Origin of the sequence: Ensifer sp. ENS02 (assembly GCF_014851885.1) — a bacterium.
Lineage (GTDB): Bacteria > Pseudomonadota > Alphaproteobacteria > Rhizobiales > Rhizobiaceae > Ensifer > Ensifer adhaerens.
Map to the genome: position 1 here is coordinate 146,704 of NZ_JACVAO010000008.1, position 16,489 is coordinate 163,192.

Sequence of the window (16,489 nt, forward strand, 5' to 3'; positions counted from 1 at the left end):
GTATCCCGCCGAAACGCAAAATGCCGCCCGGCGGGGCCGGGCGGCATCGTCAGCGATGTGGTCTGTCTTACCTTGTCAGGCGTGCCATCTTGCCCGAGGTGGTGGCGCCGATTTCACCGAAAACCTTGACCAGAGCTGCGGCATCTTCCGGCGACTTGTAGTCGGCTGTGCTGCTGGCGCATCGGCTGAGCACCGATTTTCCCTGGATCGGCGCCATGAAGGCGATGGTGAAGACGCGAATGCCGGCGTCCTTGGCATCCTGGCACGCCTTGAGCGTTGCCGTGTCGGATTTGGAATCCTGGGCTTTGTATTTGTCGAGTTCCGGTTCCGGCTTTGGCGCCGCCGGGATGGTCAACGCCTTTCCTTCGAAATGTGTGTTCGCCCCATCGGTCATGAAGACGATGTACTTTTTCGGCGTCAGGCCGTTGGATGCCGTGTGCGCGTCGTTTTCGCCCTTGAGCTTCAGATCCGTGACGGCCTTGGCGAAGGCGCCGCTCGAATCCGTGCCGCCGTTCGCCTCCAGGTTCTTGACGTAGGTACTGGCCTTCGTCGTGCCCCAGGCCAGTTTCTCTTCCGGGAAGATGGAGCTGCTATACGAAACAGCGCCGACACGGACATACTTGTTGTCGGGGTCCATCTCGGTGAGTGGCTTCAGCAGCGTCTCAACCGCGGATTTCAAGGTCGTGATCTTGTCGATCATGCAAGGGCTGGTCTCAGAGATGCTCTTGCCCCAGTTCTCCGCCGTCCAGTTCTTGCACTTGGTGCGCTTCTCGTCCTTCACATTCGTCACGAAGGCCATCGAGCCCGAGCGGTCGAGCACGAGATACATCGACATGGCGTTCTTGGTTTCCGTCGCGCTCTCGGCAACGGCTACCGTTTCCAGATTGACGGACTTCTGTCCGAGCAACCGCGTCATGGGGTTGAGCTGAATTGTCTGCTTGTTGACGATCGTGACCTTGAAGGCCTTGTCGCTCTTGCCGACAGTCGTCATGACGATGTCGACCGTCGGCTGAACCTGGGTCTCCGTCGGGTCGGTCACGCCGCCCGCGGAAGCGCTGCTGGTGCCCGGGTCGCTGCCGCCGGCTCCACCGGGCAGATCGGTCGAGCTTGCGCCCGACTGCGCCTTCAGGAAGTTCAAGGCGATTTCCTTGGCCTTCTCGGTCGCCAGGGTATCCTTGTTTGCAACGAGTGCGGACGCAGCCGCAAGTGCTGCCGCGTCGGCTGCATCCTGCATCTGGTTTTTCGTCGTCATCATGGTGGCCAGATCGACGGCGACGCCGCCGGCTGCCAACACCAATGGCGCCGCGAGTGCTGCCATGATGCCAAAATTGCCACCCCGGTCCTTGAGCATAGCTACGAAGGACCGGCCTACCGTGTATCGTCTTCCCATCTTTGCACACCCCAAAGGAACACGTTGCAAGCTTGGGGGCATCAATAGCGGCGATGGCTTACGATATCGTTCCGGCAATCCTTGCAATTTTAATGGATTGACGGAAAACCGGTTGTTGTAAGGGGTTCTGCGGCACCCTGTCTGTTCCGAAGCGGGAATCGGCCTGTGCCAAATCGGGTCACGCTACCGGAATGACGTCGACCGCCTGTTTCGTCGTTTGGCTGCCGTAGCTTTTCAGGACCCCGATGACGGGCGCGACATCGCCGTAGTCGCGGCCATGGCCGACGACGATATGGTCGGTTCCAGCCGGAATATTGTTGGTCGGATCGAGTTCGAGCCACCCACCGGTTGTGCCGCACCAGACGCGCACCCAGGCGTGCATGGCATCGGCCCCCTCCAGGCGCTCCTTGCCGGGCGGAGGGATCGTCCTTAGGAAACCGCTAACATAGCCGGCAGGGATGCCGAGGCTTCTGAGCGCCACGATCATGACATGGGCGAAATCCTGGCAGACGCCGCGCTTGAGCTTGAACGCTTCTGCCGGCGTCGTGTTCACGGTCGTCGCCTCGCCGTCATAGGCGAAGTCGCGATGGATGCGGTCACACAGTGCAACGGCGATCTGGCGCACGGTCATCGTGTCGGTAATGGTGTCACGCGCGTAGGCGGCAATGTCGGCGACCTCGGGCAAGAGTGGGCTCGGGCCGGCGAAGTGATGCGGCGCGTCGGCATCGACGGACCAGCAGGCCGCAAGCTCGGCCGGCAGGCCGGTGAGGTCAGGGGAGAAGTCCGCGGTCAGGGCCTGTGCTTCCACCTGCACGCGCGCCTGCATGCGGATCGTCAGGTCTGCATGCGAGTTGCGAAAGAGAATCGACGTAAACGGGTTGGCGAAGAAGTCGATGCTCTCGGTACGTTCGGCCGGCATGGGATGGCAGCTGAGCGAGCCGACGACGAGACGTTGGCGACCGGGCAGCGTCGCCGGCAGCACGCGCACGAGGTGGCGGCCGCCGGACACCGGCACTTCGTAGTCATAGATGATCTTCAGGCTGATGTCGTAAAGCATGGCTAGCCGAGATAGGTGCGCGCGAGCAGATCGGACAGGCTTTCGAGATCCCGCTCCAACCGATTGTAGACGCCGAGGTTCATGGCTTCCGGTGTCATCACCGCCAGGCCCGAATGCAGCCGCATCGCCTCGCGGTAGAAGGAGGACATCTGGCCGTTGACGAAGGCGTTCGGCAACAGCTCGACCTCGGTCTTGATCTCATTCAACTGGTAAAGCACCGAGCGCGGATTGAGCGGATCGAGCGCCAGGAGGTCGGTGACCGTCAAGGCGGCGGTGCTGACATTGTAGCGCCGGCGATGGGTCATGACGCTGTCGCCGATTTCGAGCAGCATGTCATAGGCGCCATCGGGCGCATCCGGCCCCGACATGTGGCCGAGCAGCCGGGTCATGTGCAGGCCGCGCTCGATATAGCGGCCGATCGAAAGGAAGCGCCAGCCGGTGAAGCGGTACATGTTTTCATGCACGAGACCGGCAAAGCCGGCGAGCTTGCGCAGGAGCACGGTGATCGCGCGGGTCGCGTCGTCGCCGGCCTGCACCGTCGCGTGGAACTTGCGCGCCGTCTGCGACAGGTCGTTCAGTGCCAGCCAGCCGTCCGGCGAGAACCGGTCGCGGATGTTGCCGGCGCTGAAGAGGGCGCTTGCGATATTGGCGAGCAAGCTGTCGGGCACAGGCTGGCGCGCATCGATGTCGAGGGCTGCGAGATAGTCGCCGACATCCTTAAGGAGCGGCAGGTCCGGATCGGCGGTTTCGGCGAAGCGGCCGTGCCAGGCGCGCAGGATGCGTAGCGCCCCTTCCGCACGCTCGATATAGCGGCCGAGCCAGAAGAGATTGTCGGCCGCCCGGCTCGGCAGGCTTCCCGGCATGTTGCGGGTGAAACTTTCCTCGGCCGGAAGCAGCGTCGTGCGCTCGACCGGTCGGTCGCTGACGATCCAGACATCGGCGGCGGTGCCGCCCGCCTGCATCGCGATCGCGGCGACATCGTCGCCGGAGCCGATGCGGGCAAAGCCGCCTGGCATAATCTGCCAGCCGTCGCGGGTGCGTGCCGCAAACACCCGCAGGCTCATCGGCCGCGGCGTCAGCCGCCCGCGCACCCAGGCAGGGGTGGTCGAGAGCGTGACCACCTCCTGGCCCACGAGCTTGCCGCCCTCGGCGCTAAGCCAATCTGCGATCGAGGCTCGAGCCTTCTCATCAAGCGTACGGCCGAGTACCGACTGGCCATTGTCGTCGAAGAAAGGGCGGGTCTGGTAGGCGGGGCCGATGACCATGCGGTCGAGGTTGGCGGCGACCTGTTCGCGTTCGGCGCCTTGGCCGCACCACCAGGTGGCGATCGAGGGCAGCTTCTGTTCCTCGCCCAGCAGATGGCGGCAGATCGCCGGCATGAAAGCGAGGAAGGCGCGGGTTTCGACGATGCCGGTGCCGAGCGCGTTCACGATTGAGACCGAGCCGGCCCTGAGCGCCTCGACAATGCCCGGTGTGCCGATATGCGAGGACTGATTGAGCTCGAGCGGATCGGCAAAGGCCGCGTCGAGACGACGCCAGAGCACGCCGATGGGCTTGAGGCCGGCGACGGTGCGCACCATCACCCGGCCGCCGATCACGGTCAGATCCTCGCCTTCAAGAAGCATGAAGCCCAGATAGCGGGCGATATAGGCATGTTCGAAATAGGTCTCGTTGGCGATCCCCGGCGAAAGAACGGCGATGCGGTCGTCCGGGTGCAGCCGGCGGCTCTGCAGCGTGTCGCGGAACTCGCCAAAGAAGCCGGCCAGCCGGTGGACGTGGCTTTCGGCATAAAGATTGGAGAAGGCACGCGTGGTCGCGACCCGGTTCTCCAGGGCGAAGCCGGCGCCCGAAGGTGCCTCGGTGCGATCGGACAGGACCCACCAGTTACCGTCGGGTCCACGGCCAATCTCGAAGGAGACGAAATGCAGGAAGTGGCCGTCGGCCGGTTTCACGCCGACGAGAGGGCGCAGGAACTCCGGATTGGAGGCGACCAGCGCCGGCGGCAGCAGCCCTTCGCGCACCAGCCGGTTCTCGCCATAGATGTCGGCGACCACCTTTTCCAGAAGTTCGGCGCGCTGCACGAGGCCTTGCGAGACGTGCGCCCATTCCTTTTCGTCGATCAGAACCGGAATGTGCGACAGCGGCCAGCTTCGCTCGGAACTCTCCTTGGCGCCGTAGACGCGATAGAACACGCCGGCGTCGCGCAGATAGCGGTCGGCGCGCGCGAAGCGGTTGGCAAGTTCGGTCTCGTCGAGCCGCCCAAGCGTCGCGAGCAGCCGCTGCCAGACCGGGCGGACATTGCCCTCCTGGTCGAGCATTTCGTCGGCAATGCCCGGTAGGGCACGGTAGCCGAAGACCGGATCGTCGTCGGTGCCCGGATGGTTTGCGGCCGCTGTCTGCTTCTTCGGCATTTACGCTCCTGGTGGACGCCTGAGATCAAGCGTCATCGGGAATTCCGTCGACGGGCTTTCGGGGCGCAGCGGATAGCCTCCCGGCGTATGACCCCAAGGCTCGAACCGCGCCAGGCGCCGCGCCTCCGCCTCGTTGCCGTTGACCGGAAACGTGTCGTAGTGGCGCCCACCCGGGTGGGCGACATGGTAGATGCAACCGCCGATCGCCCGATTCGACCATGTATCATAGATATCGAATGTGAGGGGAGTGTTGACCGGTAGCACCGGGTGTAGCCCAGAGGCCGGCTGCCACGCCTTGTAGCGGACGCCGGCCACCGCCGTGCCATTCGAACCAGTGCGTGTGAGCGGCACGGGCCGACCGTTGCAGGCGACCGTATATCGCTCGGGATTGGCGGTATCGAGCTTGACCTGCAGCCGTTCGATCGAGCTGTCGACATAGCGCACGGTGCCGCCGATCGCGCCCTGTTCGCCCATCACGTGCCAGGGTTCGAGCGCCTGGCGGATTTCGAGCTTTGCACCCTCGTATTCGACCTCGCCGCAGAAGGGGAAGCGGAACTCGAGCTGGGCCTCGAACCATTCCGGTTTCAGATCGAAGCCATGCGCCCGGAGATCGGCGAGCACGTCGAGAAAGTCCTGCCAGACGTGGTGCGGCAGCATGAAACGATCGTGCAAAGCTGTGCCCCAGCGCACGAAGCGACCGTCGACCGGGTGTTTCCAGAAGCGGGCGATGAGGGCGCGCACCAGCAATTGCTGGGCGAGCGACATACGGGCGTTCGGCGGCATCTCGAAACCGCGGAACTCGACGAGGCCGAGGCGGCCGGTGGGCCCGTCAGGCGAAAACAGCTTGTCGATGCAGATCTCCGCCCGATGGGTGTTGCCGGTGACATCGACGAGCAGGTTGCGGAACAGCCGGTCGACGAGCCAGGGCAGGGGCGGCGGCGTTGCAGAGCCCGGCATCGGCACCTGCGCCAGGGCGATTTCGAGTTCATAGAGCTGGTCGTGCCGGGCTTCGTCGATACGCGGCGCCTGCGAGGTCGGGCCGATGAAGAGGCCGGAGAACAGGTACGAGAGCGAGGGATGCCGCTGCCAGTGCAGCACCATGCTTTTTAGCAGATCCGGGCGGCGCAGGAACGGGCTGTCATTCGGGTTGGCGCCGCCGACGACCACGTGATTGCCGCCGCCGGTGCCGGTGTGACGGCCGTCGATCATGAACTTGTCGGCACCGAGCCGGCCCTGGCGCGCCTCCTCGTAGATCGCCGTGGTGATGTCGACGCAGTCCTGCCAATGGGCGGCCGGATGGATGTTGACCTCGATGACGCCGGGATCGGGCGCGACGCGGATGACGTTGATGCGCTCGTCCTGCGGTGGTGCATAGCCCTCGATGTGCACGGGCAGGCCGATCGCAGCGGCAGCGCGCTCCGCAGACGCGATCAGATCGAGATACTCCTCAACGCTGGTCGTCGGCGGCATGAAGACGCAGAGCCGGCCGTCGCGCGGTTCGACGCTGATGGCGGTGCGCACCAATCCGGCGATCTCGTCGCGCGGCGCCGGGAGCGGCGTTTCCGGAACTTCCGAGGCCTGGAAGCGTGCATGCTGCGTGCGGGCGCTGCTTTCGCTGAAGTCCGGCAAATCGTCGCGCGGGACCGTCGGATCGACCGGATGGATATAGGGGTAAGCGGAGGGCGCGACATAGGGTAGGGCGCCGAGCGGAAGGCGATAGCCGACGGCGCTGTCGCCGGGAACGAGGAAGATGCGGCCACGGCGCGTCTGCCATTTCTCGCTCATCCACTTCACGCCGGTGGCGCGCGTGTTCCAGGCTTGCACCGGCAGAACATAGCCGGTCGGCGCCGTCAGGCCGCGCTCGAACACGCGGGCCATGCGGCTGCGCTCCTCGGGATCCTTCAGCTTGGAGTTGGCAGGATCGACGTTGTCGGGGAGGTTTGCCTCCTTCAGCAGCCAGTCGGCCGGGTCTTCGAAGGCCGGCACGACCATTTCGGTCGGCACGCTCAATTCGCCTGCAACCAGATGCAGCAGGCGTTCGGCATCCGCTACCGTCACGTCGTGGCGGCCGCTCTCCTCGGCGATCAGGTCCGGCCGGCGCCAGATCGGCACGCCGTCCTTGCGCCAGTAGAGGGAGAAGGTCCAGCGCGGCAGGGTTTCGCCCGGATACCATTTGCCCTGGCCATAATGCAGGAAGCCACCGGGGGCGAAGCGTTCGCGCAGCCGGCGGATCAGTGTGTCGGCCTTCTCGCGCTTGGTTGGTCCGACGGCCTCCGTGTTCCATTCCTCGGACTCGAAGTCGTCGATCGAAACGAAGGTCGGCTCGCCGCCCATCGTCAGGCGAATGTCGTTTTCCTCAAGCTCCCGGTCAACCTTCCCGCCGAGTGCATTCAGCGCATCCCAGCTTTCGTCGGAGAAGGGTTTGGTGATGCGCGGGTGCTCGGCGACGCGCCTCACCTTCATGTCGAAAGCGAAGTCGGTGCGGGTCTCGGGATCGCCGAAAAATTCTCCGGAGATCGGCGCGGCGTTGCGGTAATGGGGCGTTGCGGCAAGCGGAATGTGGCTCTCGCCGGTCAGCAGGCCCGAGGTCGGGTCGAGCCCGACCCAGCCGGCGCCGGGCAGGTAGACTTCGGCCCAGGCATGCAGGTCGGTGAAGTCGTGGTCGGTGCCGGAGGGGCCGTCGAGGGCTTTCAGATCCGGCGTCAGCTGAATGAGATAGCCGGAGACGAAGCGGGCGGCGAAGCCGAGATTGCGCAGGATCTGTACGAGCAGCCAGCTGGAATCGCGGCAGGATCCTCTTGCCGATGTCAGCGTCTGCTCCGGGTCCTGCACGCCCGGCTCCATGCGGATCACATAGCCGACTTCCTTCTGCAGGCGTGCGTTGAGCCCGACGACCATGTCTATGGTGCGCTGGCTGGAACGGTCGACCGTTGCCATGAAGGCGGCGAGCGCCGGGCCGAGCGGCTCCGGCGTCATATAGATCCGGAGATCGTCGCTGAGATCCTCGGGGTAGGGGAAGGGCCAATGCTCGGCCTCTTCCTCGACGAAGAAGTCAAAGGGGTTGTAGACGGTCATGTCGGCGACGAGATCGACTTCGATCTTCAGCTCGCTCACCGGATCGGGAAAGACGAAACGGGCGAGGTAGTTGCCGTAGGGGTCCTGCTGCAGGTTGACGAAATGGTTGCCGGGCGAAACCTTCAGCGAGTGGCTGATGACCTTGGTCTTGGAATGGGCAGCGGGCTTCAGCCGGATGATCTGCGGCGAGAGGCTTACGGGACGGTCATAGATATAGTGGGTCAGGTGATAGATACTGGCCTTGATCGACATGCCGGATTTGATCCCCTTCGTGGCGGGTCTGACGCCCCCCATCGCCACGAAGTTTGTGCAATGCAAATCGAGAATGCAAGCGCGAAAGCGCCCGCAGAAAATCAGGGCGGCGCAACGCATTCGCACGCCCGGACGGGCGTGCGAAACATTGGCCATCCTCGGTCAGACGATCGGCGGATTGATGCGGCCAAAACCCTCCTGGCGGTAGTAGGGGAAGTAGGGGTAGGCCGGCGTCGTTCGGCTCGCCGCGTCGAGTCGGGCGATCTGGTCCGCTGACAACGACCAGCCGACGGCGCCGAGGTTCTGGCGAAGCTGCTCCTCGTTGCGGGCGCCGATGATGACGCTCGAGACCGTCGGGCGCTGCAGCAGCCAGTTGATGGCGATCTGCGGGATCGTCTTGCCGGTTTCCTCCGCGAGCTGGTCGAGCACGTCGACGACATCGTAGAGCTTCTCATCATCGACCGGTGGGCCGAAGGCCGCAGTGTCGTGCAGGCGGCTGCCTTCGGGCCACGGCTTGCCGCGGCGAATCTTGCCGGTGAGACGCCCCCAGCCGAGCGGGCTCCAGACCAGAGCGCCGACGCCTTGGTCGGCGCCAAGCGGCATCAGTTCCCATTCGTAGTCGCGTCCAACCAGCGAATAGTAGACCTGGTGGGCGACGTGGCGCACGAGGCCGTACTTCTCCGAGACAGCCAGCGATTTCATCAATTGCCAGCCGGCAAAGTTCGAGGCACCGACGTAGCGCAGCTTGCCGGCGGCAACCAGACTGTCGAGTGTCGAAAGCACCTCCTCGACCGGCGTCCCCGCGTCGAAGGCGTGCAGTTGCAAAAGGTCGATGTAGTCGGTGCCGAGCCGCTTCAAGGCATCGTCGACGCCCTTGACGAGACGCGTGCGCGACGTGCCGGCGTCGTTCGGTCCGTCGCCCATCGGCAATGCCATCTTGGTGGAGAGAAGCACGGCATCACGCCGGCCCTTGATGGCCGCGCCGAGCACGCTCTCGGACGCACCGTCGGAGTAAACGTCTGCGGTATCGAAGAGATTGACGCCGGCTTCGAGCGAGATGTCGATCAGCCGCCGGGCTTCCGCGGCGTCGCTGTTGCCCCACGCGCTGAAGAGCGGCCCCTTGCCGCCGAAGGTGCCGGCGCCGAAGCTCAAGGCAGGCACTTTCAGTCCCGATGATCCAAGCTGTCTGTATTCCATGTCGTCAAACTCCTCGTTGGTTTTGTCTTTGCGAGAGCGGAAGTACGCTCGCCCACCAGGAGAAGGTGGTATCGCGGCCATTTGCGATGTAGACCGGATGAAAGAACATCATTTGTGAGTTGAAGTCACATGTCGCGCTTGTCTATCAACCGTTCGGGGGAGATGGCGGTTTTCGCCAAGGCGGTGGAGCTCGGCGGCTTCTCGGCCGCTGCAAAGGTCTGCTGCATGACACCCTCGGCCGTCAGCAAGCTCGTGCAGAGGTTGGAGGAAAGGCTCGGCGTCCGGCTCATCAACCGCTCGACGCGGCGGCTGCAGCTGACGGCGGAAGGCTGTGCCTTCTATGAGCGGGCGGTGCGCATCCTTGCCGATATCGACGAGGCGGAGCGCGAGGCGGGTTCAGGCGAAACGCCCGAGGGCCGCGTGCGGCTAAACGTCAGCGCTTCCTATGCGGTGCATGTGCTGATGCCGGTGCTGCCGGAGTTTCTCTCGGTCTTTCCATCGGTCTCGCTCGATATCCTGCAGACCGACGCCGTGGTCGATCTGATGGCGGAGCGGGCCGACATCGCCGTGCGCGCCGGTCCTCTGAAGTCTTCGAGCCTGATCGCCCGCAAGCTCGGCAGCACGTCGATGACGATCGTGGGCGCGCCGTCCTACCTTCAACGGTTCGGTATACCCGAGAGTGTCGGCGACCTCGAAGCGATGAACAGGCTGAGCCATAGCTATGCGCGTTCGATCGATGGCTGGCCGCTCCTGTCGAACGGGGAGCCTTTCACGCTGGCGCCGACGGAGCAGGTCCGCGTGAGCGACGGCGAGGGTTTGCGCCAGCTTACGCTCGCCGGTGTCGGCCTGGCGCGACTGCCCACGTTTACGGTCAAGGAGGATATCCGTTGCGGCCGGCTGACGGCGGTCGCCGAGCACTTGAACCCGGGCGACATCGAGGCATTCCATGCGGTGTTCCACGGGCAGGGTGGAGCCCTGCCGGCGCGCGTGCGGGTGGTACTTGATTTCCTGGCTAAGCGCGCGCGGATTTCATCGCCTTGAACGGCTGGTGCGTCGCTTCGGCCGGCTGGCCGCAGACGCGATTGCGGCCCTCGGACTTGGCGCGATAGAGCTCGTTATCGGCAAGTTCGATCAGGTGCTTCCAGCCACCGTTCGCGCTGCGGCCTTCGGCCACGCCGAAGCTGGCGGTGACGTTCAGCTTCCGTCCGTCGGCAAGGACGATCGGTTCGTGCGCGAGGTTGACCCTGATCCTTTCGGCAAGGGCAAGGGCGGACTCGATGCTGTCGCCGGGCGTGATCACGGCAAACTCCTCACCGCCGAAGCGGGCGACGAGATCGGAATTGCGCACGGAATTGCGGATGATGCGGGCGGTTTCCTGAAGCACGATGTCGCCGATCAGATGGCCGTGGGTATCGTTGATCTGCTTGAAATGGTCGATGTCCATCAGGATCAGACAGGCGTCCTGATCCTTGCCGTCCATGTCTTCCGCGCCGCCGATCAGCTCCAGCGCGCGGCGGTTGAGCAGGCCGGTCAGTTCGTCGGTTTCCGCCTGGCGTTCGAGATGCTGCATCAGCAGCGTGCGCTCGTCGAGGCGCTGGCGCAGAATATCGATCGCATCGAACAGGCGCCCCATTTCGCCTTCTCCACCCTTGCCCTGAAGGCGCGCGATCGGGCGATCATTGGCAAGCTCGATGATGCTGTGGCGCGCAAGAAGCAGCGGTTCGAACACCAGCGATCGGGCGCGCCGCATCAAGATCAGCAACATCAGGAAGAGCGAGAAGGTCGCAAGGCTCGCCACGGCGAGCTTGATCGACGCGCGGGTCTTGTTGGCGGACAGGCGCTCGACGGTCGAATCCATGAAGGCGCGACGCAGATCTTCGAGCGGTTTCATCTTCGGGACGAAAAGGTCGGTGAGCTGTTCGGCGGTCATCGGGTAGTCGCCCGAGCGTTTACCGACGGCGACGATGTTGTCGATGATTGCAAAACCTTCGGCAAAGAACTCGCGGTCGATCTTGGCGAGATCGCCGATCTTCGACGGATCCAGGCCTGGAAGCGCGCCCGGCTTGCCGACGATCGCCCAGACCTCCTGCAGCCTGCCGCGCGTGCGCTCGCTGTCGGCGAGATTCTTGATCGCGAGCGGCTTGCCGACGGCAACGGGCGCCATGACGTGCGACCCGAGGCGCCCTCCGTCCTCACGCAGATTGGCAAGCATCTGGGCTGCAAGGGCAATGCCCGCAAGGTTCGGGTCGGTGTTGGTCAGGCGCTGAATGTTCCAGTCGATCGCGGGGCGAAGCGCATCGATCACGCCGAACATGGCCTCGATCGTCGCTTCGATTTCGGCAAGGTTCCGCCGTTCCGGCGGAAGGGCCGCAATGCGATCGACTTCCGCACGCGCAAGCATCAGCCGACGATGGACCTCGACCAGGATGGGCGAAAGCGCGCCGGCCGGTTCGGAGCGGCTGGCATTGTCGATGTCGGCGGTGATCTGAGCCAATGCCGCGTCGCTGCGGGCACGAAACTCCGCCAGCCGCGCCTGGACAGTCGAGCCGGGCGCTACGCCAAGGCCGAGCACACCGTTGGACGGGCCACGTTCGGCCGAGAGGTAGTTTGCGGCGTCGAGGACGCGGCAAAAGGCCATGACTTCCGTCAGGTTGCGGCGCGCGACGACAAAGTCGCTATAGGATGCGGCGATGATTTCGGTCGCAAGAATGCCCGTGCAGGCAACGACGATCGCCACCAGCCATTGGAGCTTGCGTCGCAGGGCCCTGGCCGTACGCGCTTCCCCCACGCCCATCTGAGGGGACGCATAGGTGCTGCCCTTATTGCTCATATGCGCGAAGTTGCTCCACTCATGTCGCCGCCCGTCTGCTCGACAATCGCGACAAATTCTTGCCACCCGACAAGAAACCCATCCGAAATCAGTGTGCTTGCCGCCCCTGCTATCGTATAAGATGTTAAATAAGCTTGAAATACCCTGAAATACTAGGGGCTATTCCGCAACCGAGGGATGCGCCCGGCGCACGGCAGACCCCAGCTTTGCGGCCCCCGTATTCGCTTTCCGGTCCATGATCGCAATAAATCCTGCCCGCCTTCTTGCCGAAAGCGGGCCTGGACTTGGTTGGTCGTCATTTTACTTCAGCAACTCTTCACGGCAACGTGATCTGTGCTGCCGCCTAAAGCGCCGCGCGTCTTATCAGACGGGCTAAGGTCGCTGTAACACTTTGATTTTCTGCAAGTCTGTTCCCTTACGTCGAGGACGATTTAAGGAGACATGCAGTCGTCTCAGCGCTTCGGCCCGACCAGTGCGAAGAGGGCGCCCTGCGGGTCGAGCGCCTGAACGATCCAGGCGCCTCCGGGGACCTCCATCGGCTCCAGCACGATCTTGCCGCCGCCAGCCTTGATGCGTTCGATGGCGGCATCGATGGCCGGTACGTTGATGTAGTAGAGCCAGTAAGGCGCGGGCACCTCCTTCGGCTTGGTCATCATCCCGCCGATCGGGGCGCCGCCATGGGCGAAGATCTGGTAGATGCCCATTTCGCCCATGTCCATGCCCTGGTCCTTCGTCCAGCCGAAGAGTTCGGAATAGAAGGGGAAGGCGGTGTCGAGGTCGCCCGAGGCAAGCTCGTGCCAGCCGATCAGTCCGGGGGCCATCGGGTCGGTGACCGGCGGCGGATCGCCCGTACCCTTGAAGATCGAGAAGACCGCGCCGTGCGGATCGGTGACGACGGCGAAGCGCCCTATCCCCGGGATATCGTCCGGCGCCCGGTGCACCTTGCCGCCCTTGGCGGCGATGCTGGCGGCGCTCACATCGACATCGTCGACGCCGACATAGCCGAGCCAGGCGGGCGGCACGTTCATTTCGAGCGCGCCTTCCGGCATGGTCATCAATCCCGCCACCGGAATCTCGCCGACGTTAAACAGCGTGTAGCTGATGCCGGCCATGCCGGCATCGCTGGCGGCCCAGCCGACCACGTCCTTGTAGAACGTCTCGGCGGCCGCCATGTCGGTGGTCATCAGTTCGTACCAAACGAATTTGCCGTGATCTGCCATTGCCTTCCTCCGGGTTGCTCTGGCGCGGCGTATCTGGCGCCACTTGTTTGCCTGTTCGAATGAACTGTCGTCGGGTCAGCCTGACATGATGCGTGGCCGAACAGCCAAGGCCGTCGTCAGCGCGGCTTTCAATCCCGACGTAGGTATTCCGCCGTCATCAAGTCTTTCCAGTTTCCGTCCGCTGTTTGCGCCTGCGCCGTCAGCAGCCGACGGGATGGCCCGGCAAGCGTGATGACGTCGCGGTAGCGCATGGTCCTGCCGGGGTTTTCGAAATCTGGCCCCTCGCAGTAGAGGGAGAGGGACGTGCCGTCCGCGTCCAGTTCTCCGTCATAGATCCACATGTGGCTCATCATCGAACCGACCCAGGTGCCGACGTAACGTTTTGTCTGCGGATTGAAGCCGAGCGTCATCAGCGTCTGGCCGAAACTGCCGCCCGGCATCGTTCCCTGACCCTCGCAGACGATCCAGAGGCCTTCGAGTGACCGGACATGCTCGGTCCAGGGCCCGCTGCCATCGGGCTCGCCATCGGAGCCGGCCGTGCGAACGTGCCAGTCGCCCAGCAATTGCTCGAGCCAGCGGTGCGCTTCTTCCGGTTCTGCTCTCACGGGATTTCCTTCTTGACCGGGCGCAGACGTTCGGCCCGGCACGCGAGCGTTCTCAAAACGATTTTGCGGGCGAAAAGTTCCGTCCGCCGGGATGCGGAATTCAGCCCGCCTTGCGTCCGGGCTCCCGATCATATTCGTCGTGGCGGCGAACGAAGCTCATGGTCCCGTCCTCGTTGCGCCCCTTGGGTGCGCGGTCGAGCAGCATCAGTGTGCCCACGAGTTCCTCGAGCCCGCGGGCATAGGACGAATAGGTGTGGTAGATCGTGCCGTCCTCGCCCTTCTGGAAGGCGCTGAGACCGGGCAGTTCCTCATGCGCATTAGCGCTTTCTATGTCGGTGAAGTTGTACCCGACTTTGCCGCTTGCGAGCTCGTCTGGCGAAAAGGCCACGTGGAAGTCATGGTTGAAGCCGTTGCCTTCCGCCGAGACCCAGGGGAAATCCCACTCCATGCGTTTCTTGTAGGTTTCGATCTTTGCGAGCGGCGCGTTCGATGCGGCGACCAGCGTCACGTCGTGATGGTTGAGGTGCGGCAGCATGCCGGCGAAATGATCGACCAGGAAGGAGCAGCCGGGGCAACCGGCCTCCCAGGTGGGGCCGAACATGAAATGGTAGACCATGAGCTGGCTGCGGCCGTCGAAAAGCTCGGACAGGGATTTGCGGCCCGCCCGCGTATCGAAGACGTAGGTCTTTTCCATCTTCACCCAGGGCAAGGCCAGCCGGGCGGCATTGACCTTGTCGCGTGCGTGGGTGTGTTCCTTTTCCAGCGCAAGCAGATCTTTGCGCGCTTTCAGCCACTCTCCAGGCGATACCACTGCGTGATCCTGTCTCATGCCCGTTCCTCCTTCCAACGTTGCACTTGACTATTTACGTTGATATCAACATTAATCGGGCATGTCAAAAATGCCGCTTGTTTCGTTCGACACTACCCTGCATGTGAAGGACACCTGCCTCTGCCTGCATGTGCAACGCGCAGCGCGCGCCATTGCCCGCCGGTTCGACGAGGCGCTACGCCCGCTCGATATCACCAACGGACAGTTCTCTCTCCTGATGTCGCTCAACCGCCCGGCGCCGCCCAATATGGGCTCGGTGGCGTCGCTTCTTGCCATGGACCGGACGACCTTGACGGCGGCGTTGAAGCCGCTGGAACGGCGCAGCCTGGTCGAAAGCTTCCCGGATGCCGACGACCGGCGGTCGCGGCGATTGCGGCTGACGACCGAAGGGCAGGCGCTGCTGGCGCGCGCCGTGCCGATCTGGCGGAACCTGCATGAGGCGCTCGATCCGGTGCTCGATGACGGCGGTTCGGACCGCCTGCGTGCCGATCTCTTAAGGCTGGCTTGACGCGCGGCCGGTCAGTCCTCGGACGGCTCTGGCGCGGGGCGCTCCTTGAGCACCTCGATCACCTCGGCGATCAAGGCAGAGGCCTGCCGCAGCCGTCGTTCGCCGAGTGCGCCGCCCAGGCCGTCCGCCCAGGCCGCCTGCCGCTCCTTGATGTCGTGCAGTGCCGTTTCTCCTGCCGCAGTCAGAACCATGAGCTTTGCCCTCTGGTGGGTCGGGTTGTCCCTGTAGGCGATCAGCCCTTCGGCCTCCAAGAGATCGGCGATGCGCTGCACCCCCTGGCGCGCAAGGCCGAGCGCGCGTGCCGCATCGGCAACCGACATCGGCGCATGGTTTGCCGCGGCCAGCACCTGCCAGCGGGCGCTCGTCTGTCCGGAAGGTTTGGCGAGTGCGTCGCCGGCCTGCGTCAACGGGCCGGCTAGCCGCAGTACCGATATGGCGAACTCCGCAAAGGCGTCTCCGGCGGGTGTCCGATCGGGATCTTTCATGTTGACAGCACCACCGTCGTGTGAATGTTTGTATGACATCATGTTGTCATGATGCGGTCGTTTCAGCAAGTCATTTTAGCAAGGGAGATGAGAGCATGGCGAGAAGGACTTACAGCGGCGGTTGCCATTGCGGCAAGGTCAGATACGAAGCGACTTTCGATCTTGATGCGGGGACGACGCGATGCAATTGCTCGTTCTGTGGCAAGGCCCGCTACTGGGGTGCACAGGTCCAGCCGGAGGATTTTCGCCTCCTGTCACCGGAAGATCAGGTTGGGCTCTATCAGTTTGGCGCCAAGGTTGGCAACCACCGCTTCTGCCCTGCCTGCGGCATCGCCTCCTATAGCCATGGTTATGTCGAGGAACTCGGCGGCGCCTATTGCAGCATCAATGTCGCAACGCTGGACGATGTCGATCCGACGGTCCTGGCTAAGGTGTCGGTGCAATATCTGGATGGCCGGAACGACCGCTGGGATGAAACGCCTGCCGAATTCCGTCATCTCTGACGCGTGCGAGATCTCGCTCCTATTTGACAATATGTTGTCAATATGGCATATGGACTGCATCAGCTTCACCTGGCAGCATATCGCCTGCCGGGTGGGCGGCAATAGGGGGCCTGCCTGGCCCGCCACG

13 protein-coding genes are annotated in these 16,489 nt (G+C 63.8%); 3 read left to right on the top strand and 10 right to left on the bottom strand.

What is annotated here, in order from left to right; all coding sequences use genetic code 11:
- Nucleotides 1-67: 67 nt before the first annotated feature.
- The 5 genes from IB262_RS18250 to IB262_RS18270 form a co-directional block, all read right to left on the bottom strand.
- Nucleotides 68-1,432, bottom strand: a complete 1,365-nt coding sequence (locus IB262_RS18250) for a pilus assembly protein TadG-related protein (protein ID WP_348272370.1) — start codon at nt 1,430-1,432, stop codon at nt 68-70.
- Nucleotides 1,433-1,568: 136 nt separating this feature from the next.
- Nucleotides 1,569-2,447, bottom strand: coding sequence for a transglutaminase family protein (locus tag IB262_RS18255; RefSeq protein ID WP_112976388.1), 879 nt, complete (start codon nt 2,445-2,447; stop codon nt 1,569-1,571).
- A gap of 2 nt (nt 2,448-2,449) precedes the next feature.
- Entirely contained in the window at nt 2,450-4,858 is a 2,409-nt protein-coding gene (locus IB262_RS18260) for a circularly permuted type 2 ATP-grasp protein (RefSeq protein WP_060517588.1), read from the bottom strand.
- Entirely contained in the window at nt 4,859-8,185 is a 3,327-nt protein-coding gene (locus IB262_RS18265; RefSeq protein ID WP_192493728.1) for a transglutaminase family protein, read from the bottom strand. It abuts the gene before it with no gap.
- A 162-nt stretch (nt 8,186-8,347) separates the two neighbouring features.
- On the bottom strand, nt 8,348-9,382 hold the full coding sequence (locus tag IB262_RS18270) for an aldo/keto reductase (RefSeq protein WP_192493729.1): 1,035 nt from the start codon (nt 9,380-9,382) through the stop codon (nt 8,348-8,350).
- 129 nt (nt 9,383-9,511) lie between these two features.
- Between IB262_RS18270 and IB262_RS18275 the strand changes: the two genes are divergently transcribed.
- The gene (locus IB262_RS18275; RefSeq protein ID WP_192493730.1) at nt 9,512-10,423 is read left to right on the top strand and encodes a LysR family transcriptional regulator; all 912 of its coding nucleotides are present in this window, start codon (nt 9,512-9,514) and stop codon (nt 10,421-10,423) included.
- Here IB262_RS18275 and IB262_RS18280 read toward each other — a convergent pair.
- From IB262_RS18280 to IB262_RS18295, 4 genes are all read right to left on the bottom strand, one after another.
- Nucleotides 10,395-12,212: a GGDEF domain-containing protein gene (locus IB262_RS18280; RefSeq protein WP_192493731.1), complete on the bottom strand. Its 1,818-nt coding sequence runs from the start codon at nt 12,210-12,212 to the stop codon at nt 10,395-10,397. The two genes, IB262_RS18275 and IB262_RS18280, sit on opposite strands and share 29 nt — an antisense overlap.
- Nucleotides 12,213-12,664: 452 nt before the next feature.
- A complete protein-coding gene (locus IB262_RS18285) occupies nt 12,665-13,432 on the bottom strand; it encodes a VOC family protein (RefSeq protein ID WP_034786835.1) in 768 nt (255 codons plus the stop codon).
- Nucleotides 13,433-13,560: 128 nt separating this feature from the next.
- Nucleotides 13,561-14,037: a DUF1579 domain-containing protein gene (locus tag IB262_RS18290; protein ID WP_192493732.1), complete on the bottom strand. Its 477-nt coding sequence runs from the start codon at nt 14,035-14,037 to the stop codon at nt 13,561-13,563.
- Nucleotides 14,038-14,137: 100 nt separating this feature from the next.
- Nucleotides 14,138-14,866, bottom strand: coding sequence for a thioredoxin family protein (locus IB262_RS18295; protein WP_034786831.1), 729 nt, complete (start codon nt 14,864-14,866; stop codon nt 14,138-14,140).
- A gap of 61 nt (nt 14,867-14,927) precedes the next feature.
- Here IB262_RS18295 and IB262_RS18300 point away from each other — a divergent pair, with 61 nt between their 5' ends.
- Complete coding sequence (locus IB262_RS18300; protein WP_034786829.1) at nt 14,928-15,374, top strand: MarR family winged helix-turn-helix transcriptional regulator; 447 nt, start codon at nt 14,928-14,930, stop codon at nt 15,372-15,374.
- 11 nt (nt 15,375-15,385) lie between these two features.
- Here IB262_RS18300 and IB262_RS18305 read toward each other — a convergent pair whose 3' ends face one another.
- A complete protein-coding gene (locus tag IB262_RS18305) occupies nt 15,386-15,859 on the bottom strand; it encodes a helix-turn-helix domain-containing protein (protein WP_034787245.1) in 474 nt (157 codons plus the stop codon).
- Nucleotides 15,860-15,954: 95 nt separating this feature from the next.
- Between IB262_RS18305 and IB262_RS18310 the strand changes: the two genes are divergently transcribed.
- On the top strand, nt 15,955-16,362 hold the full coding sequence (locus IB262_RS18310; RefSeq protein WP_034786827.1) for a GFA family protein: 408 nt from the start codon (nt 15,955-15,957) through the stop codon (nt 16,360-16,362).
- The last annotated feature ends 127 nt before the right edge of the window (nt 16,363-16,489 follow it).

Coding starts and splice junctions, on each gene's coding strand:
- IB262_RS18250 (WP_348272370.1), bottom strand. CDS start 1,432: ATGCCCCCAAGCTTGCAACGTGTTCCTTTGGGGTGTGCAAAGATGGGA.
- IB262_RS18255 (WP_112976388.1), bottom strand. CDS start 2,447: ATGCTTTACGACATCAGCCTGAAGATCATCTATGACTACGAAGTGCCG.
- IB262_RS18260 (WP_060517588.1), bottom strand. CDS start 4,858: ATGCCGAAGAAGCAGACAGCGGCCGCAAACCATCCGGGCACCGACGAC.
- IB262_RS18265 (WP_192493728.1), bottom strand. CDS start 8,185: ATGTCGATCAAGGCCAGTATCTATCACCTGACCCACTATATCTATGAC.
- IB262_RS18270 (WP_192493729.1), bottom strand. CDS start 9,382: ATGGAATACAGACAGCTTGGATCATCGGGACTGAAAGTGCCTGCCTTG.
- IB262_RS18275 (WP_192493730.1), top strand. CDS start 9,512: ATGTCGCGCTTGTCTATCAACCGTTCGGGGGAGATGGCGGTTTTCGCC.
- IB262_RS18280 (WP_192493731.1), bottom strand. CDS start 12,212: ATGAGCAATAAGGGCAGCACCTATGCGTCCCCTCAGATGGGCGTGGGG.
- IB262_RS18285 (WP_034786835.1), bottom strand. CDS start 13,432: ATGGCAGATCACGGCAAATTCGTTTGGTACGAACTGATGACCACCGAC.
- IB262_RS18295 (WP_034786831.1), bottom strand. CDS start 14,866: ATGAGACAGGATCACGCAGTGGTATCGCCTGGAGAGTGGCTGAAAGCG.
- IB262_RS18300 (WP_034786829.1), top strand. CDS start 14,928: ATGTCAAAAATGCCGCTTGTTTCGTTCGACACTACCCTGCATGTGAAG.
- IB262_RS18305 (WP_034787245.1), bottom strand. CDS start 15,859: ATGAAAGATCCCGATCGGACACCCGCCGGAGACGCCTTTGCGGAGTTC.
- IB262_RS18310 (WP_034786827.1), top strand. CDS start 15,955: ATGGCGAGAAGGACTTACAGCGGCGGTTGCCATTGCGGCAAGGTCAGA.